Consider the following 12,588-nt stretch of genomic DNA (forward strand, 5'->3'; position numbering starts at 1 on the left):
GAAAACAATGGCAACTGAAGGCTCGGAACGGTTCGATCAAGTCGACTGGAGCAACCTCTCACGGTCCGGGCGATTTGACCTGTCGGTCAATTCGATCGGGATGCTGGTGACGACCTTCCCGCTCGTGTTGCTCGCCGTGTACGACTGGCAGTTCATCGGTCAGCGGACACCGACTTTCGGGTTCATCGGGCTCGACCGGACGCTGGAGACAGTCGACTTCTTCTTTATTTTCACGCTGTTCTTGGCGTTCTGGTACCTCGTCTTGCCGCTGTACCAGAACCCGCGGATGACGCGGTACTACTGGAAGGAGTTCAAGCGCAACCGGCCGGCGGTCGTGAGCATGATCTGGCTCGGGATCGTGTTCGTGGGCGGGATCATCGGGCCGCTGGTAATGAGCGCACCGCAACAGGAACTGCTCGTCGCCTACCAGCCACCGGTGTTCACCTCTGTCGTCCAGTCAACGCCGGCGACCTGCGTCGGCGAAGTCATGAACGGGCGTTGTTACGGGACCTGGCAGTACCCGCTCGGAACGACGAACGCGGGCCGGGACGTGTTCACGATGATCGTCTACGGGATGACGATCAGCATGCAGATCGCGTTCATCACGACGACCATCGTCGCGACGATCGGTATCACGTTCGGTACGCTGAGCGCGTACTCTGGCGGGTGGGTCGACGAGATCATGATGCGCTTCGTCGACATCATCCTCTCGTTCCCGACGTTCCTGATGTTCCTGCTCATCTTATACATCTACGGCGGCGGTTTGGGCATGTTCATCGTCGTGTTCTCTCTGTTCGCGTGGGGGGGAACCGCCAGATACGTCCGCAGCAAATCGCTGTCAATCTCCGAAGAGGAGTTCATTAAGGCGAGCCGGATCAGTGGCGCGAGCACGTATCAGGTGATCCGCGGCCACGTGGTGCCGAACGTAGCGAGCAGCATCATCACCCAGCTCACGCTTCTCATCCCCGGCTTCCTGCTGTTCGAGGCGCAGTTGGCGTTCCTCGGCGTCGGCGACTCGACGGTGCCCTCGTGGGGACAGCTCATCTCGGCTGGACGGAGTGACCTCTCGTACGCTCCATGGATCGTGTTGGCGCCCGGTATCGTACTGTTCTTGACAATCCTCGCGTTCAACTTCCTCGGCGACGCGCTGTTGGACGCGCTGAACCCCGAAGCGGAGGCAGAGAACGAATAATGTCCGACGATCAGCCACTACTCGAGGTCGAAGACCTCACGACGACGTTCAGCACCGACGACGGAACGCTCACCGCAGTGGACGGGGTCGACTTCAGCGTCGACACCGGCGAGACGGTATGTATCGTCGGCGAATCTGGATCCGGAAAAACGGTCGCGACGGAGTCGATCACCAAGATCATCAACACCCCACCGGGAGAGATCGAAGGGTCCGTCGGATACAAGGGCCGCGACCTGCAGTCGATGCCCGAGTCTGAAATCCGACAGATCCGGGGCAACGACATCGCGCATATCTTCCAGAACCCGCAGGAGGCGATGAACCACTGTTACACCGTCGGGTGGCAGATCACCGAGGCGCTCCAGATCCACCAAGACGTCTCCGACGAGGAGGCGCGTACAAAGGCGGTCGACCTGATGGACCGCGTCGGGATTGCGAACGCGAGTTCGCGGTTCGACGACTATCCACACGAGTTCTCCGGCGGACAGAAGCAGCGGATAATGATCGCGATGGCCCTCGTCGGCGACCCCGACCTGCTCATCGCGGACGAGCCGACAACGGCGCTTGACGTGACGGTCCAAGCGCAGATCCTGGAACTACTCGACGACCTACAAGACGAGTTCGAGATGGGGATCCTGTTCGTCACGCACGACCTCGGTGTCGTCGCACAGATCGCCGACCGGATCGTGGTGATGTACGCTGGGAAGGTCATGGAACGCGGCAGTGTGCTCGACATCTTCGACAATCCCGCACACCCGTACACTCAGCAGTTGCTGGAGTGCCTGCCGGAGTTCGGCGGCACAGGAGGCGGAATACCGGGGACGCTCCCGGACCCGCACAATCCACCGGACGGCTGTCGGTTCGCGCCGCGCTGTGAGTATGCCGAAGAGGCGTGCCGAACCGGTGAGCAGCCGGAGGAAGTCGAGGTCGAACCCGGCCAGTGGGTCTCCTGCGTCCACTACGATCCGGGCGGCGATCCCTCAGTGATCAGCGGAGGGGAGTTCGGAATCGCCGGCGCGGCGGACGGCGACAGCGAGGTGGGTCCTGCCGATGACTGAGCCGCTACTTTCGGTCCGCGACCTGAAGAAGCACTACCCGATCCGGAAGGGAGTGTTCAACCGGCAGGTCGGTGCCGCGCGCGCCGTCGACGGGATCAGTTTCGACATCGAGGAAGGCGAAACGCTGGGGCTTGTCGGCGAGTCAGGCTGCGGGAAGTCAACCGCGGCCAGTTCGGTCATCCGTCTGGAGGAACCGACGGCTGGCGAAGTCATCTTCAACGGCAACGGACGCGGCAGCGCGAGCCGGAACCCAGATGGGACTCACCCGAACGACGTGACGGAGTTCGGCGACGACGAATTGAAGACATTCCGCCGGGGCGCGCAAATGATCTTTCAAGACCCGTCGTCGAGCTTCGACCCACGGATGTCCGTCGGCAACGGGGTCGGTGAACTCCTGAAGGTCCACGGGATGAGCGACCGCCACCGGCGCCGCGCCATCGTCGAGGACCTGCTCGAACGCGTCGGGCTCTCGGCGAACGACTTCGACCGGTATCCGCACGAGTTCTCCGGCGGGCAGAAACAGCGGATCGCGCTCGCCCGGGCGCTCGTGTTGAACCCGGACCTCATCATCGCCGACGAACCGGTGAGCGCGCTCGACGTCTCCATCCAGGCGGAGATCCTCTCGCTGATCAACGATCTTCAGGACGAATTCGGGCTGTCGCTGCTATTCATCAGCCACGACATGTCCGTTATCCGCCAGATCTGCGACCGCGTCGCCGTGATGTACCTCGGCGAGATCGTCGAGATCGGCCCGGTCGAGGAGATCTTCACCAACCCACAGCATCCCTATACCGAGGCGCTGCTCTCCTCGATCCCGACGCCGGACCCGCGCGCGAGCGTCGGCGGCATTGAGCTGAAGGGCACCGTCCCGAGCCCGACGAACCCGCCGAGCGGCTGTCGGTTCCACACGCGGTGTCACAAGGTGATCCAGCCCGACGGCGTCGACATCGACCAAGAGGACTGGCGGGGTCTATTGAACCTGCGCGACAAGGTCGCAACCGGCGAGATTGACATCGAACAGGTCCGTGAGAATGTTGCTGCTAGCGGGACCCAACCGACCGACTCGGAAGTCCGAGCAGAGATCCGACGTGAGTTCGACATCAGCGAGACGGTCGATGACGCCGATCTGGAGGAGACACTTTCGGAGGCGATGAACCTGCTATTGGGGGACAACGCCGAGATGGCCGACGAGTTGCTCTCGAACAAGATCACGACGCCGTGCGCCGAGACCGCGCCCGAACAGACGGTTCACGGACCCGACCACGAGTCCGCCTGCCTCCTCCACGGGGAGCGGACACCCGCGGAGCCGAACCCCGCGGACGACTGATCCGGGCGCGACCCGAGTTGGCGATATTTACTCGGCCGCCGAACCGACCGACGACGGATCGACCCGTCGCGGTTCCGGAACGTCCGCGTCCGGCGGGGCCACCGCCACGTCGCCGCGCGATTCTCCGTCCGGCTCGCCGTCGCCGGCCGGCGGCGCGAGTACTGCCGTCGCACTGACCGAGAGCGGCGCGACGAGCCCGGCCGCGAGCGCCGGCGGATCGGAGAAGGGGAGACGGAAGACGACGCGCGTCCCCTCGTCGATCGCGCCGGCCTCGACGGCCGCCGCCGCGGTCGAACACAACTCGCGGTGGCTGAACGCCCGGTCCGGCCCGACGACCGCGTCATCGGCGGGGGCGACGTCGCTCGGCGGCGTTCCCGGATTCTCGCTCCACAGTTCCTGTTCCCAGTGCGTGGTCTCGGGGCGCTCCGGCGACCCGCCGAACGCGGCGAGGTTCGTGCCCGGCGCCGGGTCGAAGGCGGCGGCGGTCGCGACCGGCGCGAGCACGACGCGGTCGCCGGCCTCGATCCCCGCCGCCGGGTCGAACCGGACCGGTGCGCCGACGGCGCCGGCGCCGAGGAACGCGAGCGTCGTGTGAAAGCCCGGCGTCGGGTCGACGGCGACGGTCGCGCCCGTGCGGACGCCGAGGTACCGGAGCACGTTCGCCGCCTTGTACCCGTTCGTGATCAGGTCGTGGTAGCTCCGCTCCCGACCGTCCGCCGTGACGAGCGCCGTCTCGCGAGTGCGTCGATCGCGCGCGAGCAGATCCCCGACGAGGTCCATACGCGACGTTCGGGGCGCCCGAGCCTTAACGCTGCGGCGCCGACGAAACGGGTCCGTGGTCGACCGCGCTGCGGGCGGGGGGAGAGGCGGGAGAACGCGCTCTCGCGGCGGCGTCACGGGGCACCGGAGGTGACCATCGTCAAGCCGGCGTCACGGGGCGCCGGCGATGACCATCTTCGAGCCGTCGGCCGAGAAGGCGAGGTCCCGGGTGGACCCGGGGTCGACGCGGACCGCGTCGCCGGGAGCGAGGTCGACGGCGTCCCCGTCGACCGTGAGCGTCGCCTCGCCGTGGAGCAGCACGTACACCTCCTCGTGATCGCCGTCGGCGTGGTCGTGTTCCATGCCCTCCCAGCCGGCGTCGGCCTCGACGACGGTCACGCCGAGGCGCTCGCAGTCGAGCGCGTCGCGGAGGAAGTACATGCCGGGCGCGCGCGGTTCGACGTCGTCGTAGGCGGTCGTGTCGTAGCCCATGCGCCGACGGACGACTCGGAGGGACGAAAAGCTACGGGCCGCGAAATGAGAGCGGTCCGAGCGCCGGACGAGGGCCCCGCTCCGCTCAGAACGAGCTCTTCAGCTTCTCGAAGAACCCGCCGCCGACGTCGATGTCCTCGCCGCCGGCCTCGGCGAACGCCTCCAGCGCCTCGCGCTGTTCGTCGTTGAGCGACTCGGGGACGACGACGGCGACCTGCACGTAGAGGTCCCCCCGTCCGCGGCGCCGGAGCCGGGGCATCCCCTTCCCTTGGAGGCGGAACGTCTCGCCGCTCTGCGTCCCCGCGGGGACGTCCATCTCGACGCTGCCGTCGACCGTCTCCACCTCGACGGTGTCGCCGAAGACGGCCTGCGGGAAGGAGATGGCCTCGTTGACGCGGAGGTCGTCGCCGTCGCGCTCGAACCGGTCACCGACGTCGACGTCGACCTCGATGAGGAGGTCCCCCTTCGGGCCGCCGTTCTCGCCGGGCGCGCCCTCGCGCTCCATCCGGAGGCTCTGTCCGGAGCGGATCCCGGCCGGGATCTCGACCGAGAGCGTCGCCTCCTCGCGGACGACGCCGTCGCCGCCGCAGTCCGGGCAGTCCTCGCTGTACAGTTCGCCCTCGCCCTCACAGCGGGGGCACGTCGAGGTCTGCTGGACGCGCCCGAGCGGCGTCTGCTGGACCTGCTGGACCTGCCCGCGGCCGTTACACTGCGGACACGTCTCCACGTCCGCGTCCGGGGGGTGGCCCGCGCCGTCGCAGGTGGCGCAGGTGGTGGGTCGCGTGAGCGTGACCTCCTTGGTCGCGCCCTCGAACGCCTCTTCGAGGTCGATGGTCAGCCCGGTCTTGAGGTCGCGTCCCTGCCGCGGCCGGTCGCCGCCGCCACCGCCGCCGCGGCCGCGACCGCCGCCGCCACCGAAGAACTGGTTGAAGATGTCCTCGAAGCCGCCGGCGCCCCCGGCGCCGCCCGCGCCGCCGAAGGGCCCGCCGGCGCCGCCCGGGCCACCGCCGCCGGTCGCGCCGCGCTTGTCGGCCTCGGTGAACCGGTCGTGGCCCATCTGGTCGTACTGCTGTCGCTTCTGCTCGTCGGTGAGCACCTCCTTGGCCTTCTGGATCTTCTTGAACCGCTCCTCGGCGTTCTCGGCGTCGCTGACGTCGGGATGATGTTCTGCGGCCTGTTTGCGGTACGCCTTCTTTATCTCCTCCTCGCTGGCGTCCCGCGACACGCCGAGGACGTCGTAGAAATCTTCGCTCATGCGTTGCGTTCGTTGGTTGGTGTTGATCGACGGGTCGATTTAAACGGCGGGGTCGCGGCGTCGAGAATCGGGTCGGAGCGGCTTACTCCTCGTCGTCGTCCACGTCCTCGAAGTCGGCGTCGACGTACTCCTCGTCGTCGCCGTCGGGCCCGGCGCCGCCGGGGCCCGCCGCGCCGCCCGGACCGGCGGCGCCGCCCATGCCGCCCATGCCGCCGGGACCGGCGCCGCCCGCGCCGCCCGGACCGGCCTGCGCGGCCTGGCCCTCGTACATCTGCTTGCCGATCTCCTGGAGCTCCTCGGTGAGCGCCTCGGTGGCGGACTCTATCTCGTCGGTGTCGGCGTCCTCGTCTTCGAGCACGTCCTCGACGTCCTCGACGGCGTCTTCGATGTCGCCGACGAGGCCCTCGTCGAGATCCTCCTCGTTCTCTTCGAGCAGGGTCTCGGCGCGCTGAATCGTCGTCTCGGCCTCGTTGCGGGCCTCGATCCGCTCGCGGCGGGCCTCGTCCTCTTCGGCGTGCTTCTCCGCCTCCTCTTGCATCTCCTCGATCTCCTCGTCGGAGAGGCCGACGCCGCCCTCGATGGTGATCGACTCGGCGTTGCCCGAGCCCTGGTCTTCGGCCTCGACGTTGACGATCCCGTTCTCGTCGATGTTGAACGAGACCTCGATCTGGGGGGTGCCCGCGGGCGCCGGCGGGATGCCGGACAGCTGGAACGCGCCGAGCAGCTCGTTCTCCTCGGCGATCTCGCGTTCGCCCTGGAAGACGCGGACGTTGACGGAGGTCTGGTTGTCAGCGGCCGTGGTGAACACCTTCGACTCCTCGGTGGGGATCGTGGTGTTCTTCTCGATGAGCCGCTCGAAGAGGCCGCCCTTCACCTCGATCCCGAGCGAGAGCGGGGTGACGTCCAGCAGGACGATGTCGTCGACGTCGCCGGAGAGCACGCCGCCCTGGACCGCCGCGCCGAGCGCAACCGCCTCGTCGGGGTTGACGTTCTTCTTCGGCTCCTGACCGACGAGCTCCTCGACCTGCTCCTGGACCTGCGGCATCCGCGTGGAGCCGCCGACGAGGATGACCTCGTCGATGTCGGACTTCGAGTAGTCGGCGTCGGCGAGCGCCTGCTCGGTCGGCTCGACGGTGCGCTCGATGAGGTCCGAGGTGAGGTTCTCGAAGGTCGCGCGGGTGACGGACTGTTCGAGGTGGACCGGGCCGCTGTCGGTCGCGGTGATGAACGGAAGGTTGACCGTGGTCTCCTTCTTGTTCGACAGCTCGATCTTCGCCTCCTCGGCGGCGTCTTTCAGCCGCTGGAGCGCCTGCCGGTCGTCGCGGAGGTCGATCCCGTGGTCGTTCTGGAACTCGTCGGCGAGGTGGTCGATGAGCGCCTCGTCCCAGTCGTCGCCGCCGAGGTCGTTGTCGCCGTTCGTGGCGACGACCTCGTAGACGCCGCCACCGAGGTCGAGGACCGACACGTCGAACGTGCCGCCCCCGAGGTCGTAGACGAGGACGGTCTGGTCGGACTCGTCGTCGAGGCCGTACGCCATGGAGGCCGCGGTCGGCTCGTTGACGATGCGTTCGACCTCGAAGCCGGCGATCTCGCCGGCGTCCTTCGTCGCCTGGCGCTGCTTGTCGTTGAAGTAGGCGGGGACGGTGATGACCGCCTTCTCGACGTCGTCGCCGAGGTACTCCTCGGCGTCGCGTTTGATCTTCTGGAGGATCATCGCCGAGACCTGCTCCGGCGTGTAGTCGTCGTCGCCGATCTCGACGGTGTAGTCGTCGTCGCCCATGTGCCGCTTGATCGACTGGATCGTGCGGTCGGGGTTCTGGACGGCCTGGTTCTTCGCCGGCTTGCCGACGAGGCGCTCGCCGTCGTCGGCGAAGGCGACGACCGACGGGGTGGTCCGGTCGCCTTCCGCGTTGGCGATGATCTCGGGCTCGTCGCCCTCCATCACCGCGAACGCGGAGTTGGTGGTACCGAGGTCGATACCGAGAATCTTGTTGCTCGCCATCTTGGTCATAGCTAGCGGCTTGTTTCGGTTAAAGGTTACTAGATGCTGCCATACGGCCGCGGAAACGAACCCGCCGCAGTCGTGCGATTTCTCGATCGTGTGAGTCGCTCACATCGATGTATTTATACAGATCCGCAAACGCAGCGGCTCCGGGACGGAGGGGGAGGGTCGCCCGCCGCGACCGGACCGCTGAGATCGGGACGTCGAGCCCCCGCAGCGGCTCAGATCCCGCTCACGAGGTCTTCGAGCACGGCCTCTGGGTCGTCGGCCTTCGCGACGCCGGAGGCCAGCAGGACGCCGGCCGCGCCGAGGTCGCCGGCGGTCGACACGTCCTCGCCGGTCGAGACGCCGGCGCCGCAGAACACGTCGACCGCGGGGTCGACCGCCTCGGCGGCCGCGACCGCGTCCTCGACGATCCCCGGGTCGGCGGTGGCGACGGAGACGTCGCCGCCGATGAGCGCCGGGGGCTCGACCGCGACCGCGTCGGGGCCGAGCGCGGCCGCAGCGCCGACCTGCGCGGGGTTGTTCGCGCAGACGATCGTCTCCAGGTCGGCCCGCTCGGCCGCCCGCACGGAGCCGTCGACGTCCGCGAGCTTCAGCCGGTTCTCGGAGTGGTTGATCAGCGTCCCCTCGGCGCCGTTGTCGGCGACGGCCTCGGCGAGCGTCGAGCCCGTGTGCGAGCCGTGCCCGGTCGGCGAGACGTGCTGCGCCCACGTCTCGACGCCGGTCTCGGCGACGCGGGCGACGTCCGCGGCCTGCGGCGAGACGGCGATTCGCGCGCCGGACGCCTCGGCGACGTCGCGGGCCGCGGTCGCTACCTCGATCGGATCGCACGGGTACGCCTTGAGGTTCACCAGGATGAACATACCCACGCTGGGGGAGCGCGGCGCAAATAGGTTCGTGCTTCGCGCCGCACCGCGCCCGGCGGCGGCCCGGTTCGCCGGTCCCCCTCGAATCCCGGTTTCCGGGGACAGTCGCGGTCCCGGGAGCAGAAACGTCCTTATACCCCGCTGTTGTGGGTCGGACAAGGGATGTCCCTCATCGAGCTCATCGCGGGCGTGGAGGCGCACGAGGCCACGCTGACCGTGTTCAACGCCGATCCGGCGGTGACCGACGAACTCCGGGAGCACTTCGCCGACCGCAACGTCCGGATCGTCGACGACCAGACCGCCTCGGGCCCGGAGGAGTTCGCCGTCCTGGCGCGGGACGGGGAGTTCGTCACGGCCGTGACCGTCGACGAGTTGCTGTCGCGGCCGGACGAGGGGGAGACGGCGGGCACCGGCGTGGAGGCCGCCGAGTCCGAGACGGGAAGCGGCGGATCGGGGGAACGAGGCGGCACGGGTGACCGCGTCGGGCGGCCGGTGTTGGACCACCTCGACGAGACGATGTTCACCTCCTACTCCCGCGACGACATGGTCGCCGCGTCCAGGGAGATCGAGGACCGCGCCTGGCGGGTGGGCGACGGCGAGCTCCACGCGGGGTTCCAGACGCTCGACGTGCTCACCGGCGAGGCGGACACGTACGCCCTGCTCGGCGAGAAGGAGCGGCTCGACGTCCACGCGTACGCGGCCGACGAGGGCGAGGCACCCGACGTGGAACACTACACCGTCCACGTCGGCGAGGCCGCCGAGATCCGCGAGACGTGGTTCGTCGCCTACGACGGGGGCGGCTACGACGAGGCGAAGTGCGCGCTGCTCGCGGAGGAGCGCGCGCCGGGCGAGTTCTTCGGCTTCTGGAGCTACGACCCCGAGACCGTCGAGTACATCATCGACTACCTCACGGAGCGGTACGGCGGCTCGGAGCAGACGGACGACGGCGGCGCGACGGTGTGACCGCCCGCCCGTCCCCGGCGACCGCGTGGCTGTCGGCCGCGACAGTCGTCGCGGCGGTCGCGACCGTGGGGAGCCTCTGGTTCAGCCTCGGACTCGGGCTCGCGCCTGCGACCTGTGCTGGTACCAGCGGATCCTCATGTACCCGCTCGTCGCGGTCCTCGGGGTCGCGACCGTCGAGCGTCGCCCGGCGGTCTGGCGGACCGCGCTGCCGCTCGTGGCCGTCGGCCTCCCGCTCGCCGCGTACCACTCGTACCTCCAGGCGACGATGACGCAGTGTGCGGTCGGCGGCCCCTGTGCGACCGTTCAGTGGCGGAGCCCGCTGCTCGGCCTCACGGTCCCGAACCTGTCGCTCGTCGCGTTCGGGCTGCTCGCGGTCGCGCTGCTCGGGCTCCGGCGACGCGTCTGAGCGCGCGGTCGACGGGGGACGAAAAGGTCGGTCGGGCCGAGCGGGGCGGTCAGTCCTTCCGCTTGACGACGTCGCCGAGCGTCATCGTGCCCGCGTCGTCGGTCTCCCAGTCGGCGTCGTCGGCCGACTGGCCCTCGACCAGCGAGATGTCGAGCGCGCGTTCGAGCTTCCGCTGGACCTCGTCGGTCGGGAGCGTGTCGCCGCGCTCCAGCTTGCGGATGAGGCTCGCCTTCTCGTTGAGCTGGTCGGCCAGCTCCTCCTGGCTCAGCCCGCGCGACTCCCGCGCCTCGCGGATCCGCTCGTCGTAGTCGGTAGCGATCTCGTCCATGTCGTCGAACATGTCGCGGCGGCGGGTCGAGCTCCCCGGGGAGCCACCGGAGCCGGAGGAGCCGGACGACGAAGACGACTTCCCGGTGCTGGAGCTGGTGGAGTACTTGCCGCCGCCGGAGCTCGTCGACTCGTCGCGGACCTCGGTGCCGAAGTCCGTACACGAGCTACAGAGCTCCAGTTCGGCGCCTTCGACCTTCGTCGTCGTCAGCGAGGCCTCCTCGGCGCCGCACATCTCACACTGGGGCATACGCGACGCTAACGCTCCCGGTGGTATAAAGGGTGTGCCGCGGCGTCGCGGCGAGTGTCCGCGGCGGGTCGCCCGCCGCCGACGGCGCGGCCGCAATCGTGCCGCGGCCGGTACCGACTTGTCGCCGGGGGCGGCAGAGTGGGTATGGACGTCCACATCACGCGCTCGACCCTCCGGGGGACCGCCCGCGCGCCGCCGTCGAAGAGCTACACGCACCGCGCGCTCCTCGCCGCGGGGTACAGCGACGGCGCGACCGTCGAGTCACCGCTCGTCTCCGCCGACACGCGGGCCACCGCCCGCGCGGTCACCGCGTTCGGCGGGGCGGTCGAGCCCGCGGGGGCCGACGGCGGGGCCGAGGTCGAGCCGGACCTCACCGACGCCGACGCGCTCGCCGTCGAGGGGTTCGGCGGCCGCCCCGCCGTCCCGGACGACGTGATCGACTGCGCGAACTCGGGGACGACGATGCGGCTCGTCACCGCCGCGGCCGCCCTCGCCGAGGGCACGACCGTTCTCACCGGCGACGGGTCGCTGCGCTCGCGGCCCCAGGGACCGCTCCTCGACGCGCTCGGCGACCTCGGCGTCCGCGCGGAGTCGACCCGGTCGAACGGGCAGGCCCCGCTCGTGGTCGCCGGCCCGCTCGCGGGCGGCGAGGTCGCGATCCCCGGCGACGTCTCCTCGCAGTACGTCACCGCGCTGCTGATGGCCGGCGCGGTCACCGACGAGGGGATTGAGGTCGAGCTCACGACCGAGCTCAAGTCGGCGCCGTACGTCGACATCACGCTCGAACTGCTCGGCGACTTCGGCGTCGAGGCGACCCCCGTCGGCGCCGGCGGCGACCCGCTCGACGGCGCCGCGGGCGCGGCCGGCTTCTCGGTCCCCGGCGGCCAGACGTACGCGCCGAGCGGCGGGACGTACGCGGTGCCCGGCGACTTCTCGTCGATCTCGTACCTGCTCGGCGCGGGCGCGGTCGCGGCCGACCCCGGCGGGGCGGTCCGGATCGAGGGCGCGCGACCGAGCGCGCAGGGCGACGCCGCGATCGTCGACGTCGTCGAAGAGATGGGGGCGCCGGTCGACTGGGACCGCGAGGCCGGCGAGATCGCGGTCGAGCGCGCCGACCTCGCCGGCGTCGCCGTCGACGTGGGCGACACGCCCGACCTCCTCCCGACGATCGCCGCGCTCGGCGCGGTCGCGGACGGCGACACCCGGATCGAGAACTGCGAGCACGTCCGCTACAAGGAGACGGACCGCGTCTCGGCGATGGCCGAGGAGCTCGAAAAGATGGGCGCGGAGACGACCGAGGAACCGGACGTGCTCACCGTCCACGGCTCCGAGAGCGACCTCCGGGGCGCGGCGGTCGACGGCCGCGGCGACCACCGGATCGTCATGGCGCTGTCCGTCGCCGCGCTCGCGGCCGAGGGGACGACGACGGTCCGCGGCGCCGAACACGTCGACGTCTCCTTCCCCGGCTTCTTCGACGCGATGGCCGACCTCGGGACGGACGTCGAGCGCGACGGCGCGGTCGAGTAGCCGCAGTCGTCCCGCGCGACGCCGATTCGTCCGTCAGCGCGCTTCGAACGCCCGAACCAGCGTGTAGACGAGGTAAACGAGCACGAGCGGGACGGCGAGGGTTGCGAGTTTCAGCACCTCCATCGGCAGGGCTTGGAGGACGAGCATACCGCGTGTCGGTGAAG

At 69.3% G+C, this 12,588-nt stretch carries 11 protein-coding genes and 1 pseudogene; 6 read left to right on the top strand and 6 right to left on the bottom strand.

Annotated features, from left to right (window positions below):
• Window positions 1–7: 7 nt before the first annotated feature.
• Genes AMR74_RS08265 through AMR74_RS08275 form a run of 3 tightly spaced genes read left to right on the top strand, consistent with a single transcriptional unit; the run spans window position 8 to window position 3,574 of the window.
• Window positions 8–1,192 (top strand): ABC transporter permease, encoded by a 1,185-nt coding sequence (locus tag AMR74_RS08265; protein WP_053771598.1) that lies wholly within the window; start codon window positions 8–10, stop codon window positions 1,190–1,192.
• A complete protein-coding gene (locus AMR74_RS08270; RefSeq protein WP_053771599.1) occupies window positions 1,192–2,247 on the top strand; it encodes an ABC transporter ATP-binding protein in 1,056 nt (351 codons plus the stop codon). Before AMR74_RS08265 ends, AMR74_RS08270 begins: the two co-directional genes overlap by 1 nt.
• Entirely contained in the window at window positions 2,240–3,574 is a 1,335-nt protein-coding gene (locus AMR74_RS08275) for an ABC transporter ATP-binding protein (protein WP_053771600.1), read from the top strand. Before AMR74_RS08270 ends, AMR74_RS08275 begins: the two co-directional genes overlap by 8 nt.
• A gap of 27 nt (window positions 3,575–3,601) precedes the next feature.
• Here AMR74_RS08275 and AMR74_RS08280 read toward each other — a convergent pair whose 3' ends face one another.
• The 5 genes from AMR74_RS08280 to tpiA all read right to left on the bottom strand — a co-directional run bounded on the left by AMR74_RS08280 (window position 3,602) and on the right by tpiA (window position 8,948).
• Window positions 3,602–4,354, bottom strand: a complete 753-nt coding sequence (locus AMR74_RS08280) for a hypothetical protein (protein WP_053771601.1) — start codon at window positions 4,352–4,354, stop codon at window positions 3,602–3,604.
• A gap of 150 nt (window positions 4,355–4,504) precedes the next feature.
• Entirely contained in the window at window positions 4,505–4,825 is a 321-nt protein-coding gene (locus AMR74_RS08285; RefSeq protein ID WP_053771602.1) for a cupin domain-containing protein, read from the bottom strand.
• An 85-nt stretch (window positions 4,826–4,910) separates the two neighbouring features.
• Complete coding sequence (gene dnaJ, locus AMR74_RS08290; protein ID WP_053771603.1) at window positions 4,911–6,080, bottom strand: molecular chaperone DnaJ; 1,170 nt, start codon at window positions 6,078–6,080, stop codon at window positions 4,911–4,913.
• Window positions 6,081–6,162: 82 nt separating this feature from the next.
• A complete protein-coding gene (gene dnaK, locus AMR74_RS08295; RefSeq protein ID WP_053771604.1) occupies window positions 6,163–8,091 on the bottom strand; it encodes a molecular chaperone DnaK in 1,929 nt (642 codons plus the stop codon).
• A 212-nt stretch (window positions 8,092–8,303) separates the two neighbouring features.
• Window positions 8,304–8,948, bottom strand: a complete 645-nt coding sequence (gene tpiA / locus AMR74_RS08300; RefSeq protein WP_053771605.1) for a triose-phosphate isomerase — start codon at window positions 8,946–8,948, stop codon at window positions 8,304–8,306.
• A 165-nt stretch (window positions 8,949–9,113) separates the two neighbouring features.
• On the opposite strand from tpiA, the gene AMR74_RS08305 reads away from it, so the two are divergent.
• Together AMR74_RS08305 and AMR74_RS08310 are read left to right on the top strand one after the other, a co-directional pair.
• Window positions 9,114–9,914 (top strand): DICT sensory domain-containing protein, encoded by an 801-nt coding sequence (locus tag AMR74_RS08305; RefSeq protein ID WP_053771606.1) that lies wholly within the window; start codon window positions 9,114–9,116, stop codon window positions 9,912–9,914.
• A pseudogene (locus tag AMR74_RS08310) lies at window positions 9,911–10,320 on the top strand (disulfide bond formation protein B). The gene AMR74_RS08305 and the pseudogene AMR74_RS08310 overlap by 4 nt, the downstream one beginning before the upstream one ends.
• A 49-nt stretch (window positions 10,321–10,369) precedes the next feature.
• On the opposite strand, the gene AMR74_RS08315 reads toward AMR74_RS08310, so the two are convergent.
• Window positions 10,370–10,897, bottom strand: coding sequence for a multiprotein bridging factor aMBF1 (locus AMR74_RS08315; RefSeq protein ID WP_053771608.1), 528 nt, complete (start codon window positions 10,895–10,897; stop codon window positions 10,370–10,372).
• 144 nt (window positions 10,898–11,041) lie between these two features.
• Between AMR74_RS08315 and aroA the strand changes: the two genes are divergently transcribed.
• A complete protein-coding gene (aroA, locus tag AMR74_RS08320) occupies window positions 11,042–12,424 on the top strand; it encodes a 3-phosphoshikimate 1-carboxyvinyltransferase (protein ID WP_053771609.1) in 1,383 nt (460 codons plus the stop codon).
• The last annotated feature ends 164 nt before the right edge of the window (window positions 12,425–12,588 follow it).

Origin of the sequence: Halorubrum tropicale (assembly GCF_001280455.1) — an archaeon.
Taxonomy (GTDB): Archaea; Halobacteriota; Halobacteria; order Halobacteriales; family Haloferacaceae; genus Halorubrum; species Halorubrum tropicale.

Coding starts and splice junctions, on each gene's coding strand:
- AMR74_RS08265 (WP_053771598.1), top strand. CDS start 8: ATGGCAACTGAAGGCTCGGAACGGTTCGATCAAGTCGACTGGAGCAAC.
- AMR74_RS08270 (WP_053771599.1), top strand. CDS start 1,192: ATGTCCGACGATCAGCCACTACTCGAGGTCGAAGACCTCACGACGACG.
- AMR74_RS08275 (WP_053771600.1), top strand. CDS start 2,240: ATGACTGAGCCGCTACTTTCGGTCCGCGACCTGAAGAAGCACTACCCG.
- AMR74_RS08280 (WP_053771601.1), bottom strand. CDS start 4,354: ATGGACCTCGTCGGGGATCTGCTCGCGCGCGATCGACGCACTCGCGAG.
- AMR74_RS08285 (WP_053771602.1), bottom strand. CDS start 4,825: ATGGGCTACGACACGACCGCCTACGACGACGTCGAACCGCGCGCGCCC.
- dnaJ (WP_053771603.1), bottom strand. CDS start 6,080: ATGAGCGAAGATTTCTACGACGTCCTCGGCGTGTCGCGGGACGCCAGC.
- dnaK (WP_053771604.1), bottom strand. CDS start 8,091: ATGACCAAGATGGCGAGCAACAAGATTCTCGGTATCGACCTCGGTACC.
- tpiA (WP_053771605.1), bottom strand. CDS start 8,948: ATGTTCATCCTGGTGAACCTCAAGGCGTACCCGTGCGATCCGATCGAG.
- AMR74_RS08305 (WP_053771606.1), top strand. CDS start 9,114: ATGTCCCTCATCGAGCTCATCGCGGGCGTGGAGGCGCACGAGGCCACG.
- AMR74_RS08315 (WP_053771608.1), bottom strand. CDS start 10,897: ATGCCCCAGTGTGAGATGTGCGGCGCCGAGGAGGCCTCGCTGACGACG.
- aroA (WP_053771609.1), top strand. CDS start 11,042: ATGGACGTCCACATCACGCGCTCGACCCTCCGGGGGACCGCCCGCGCG.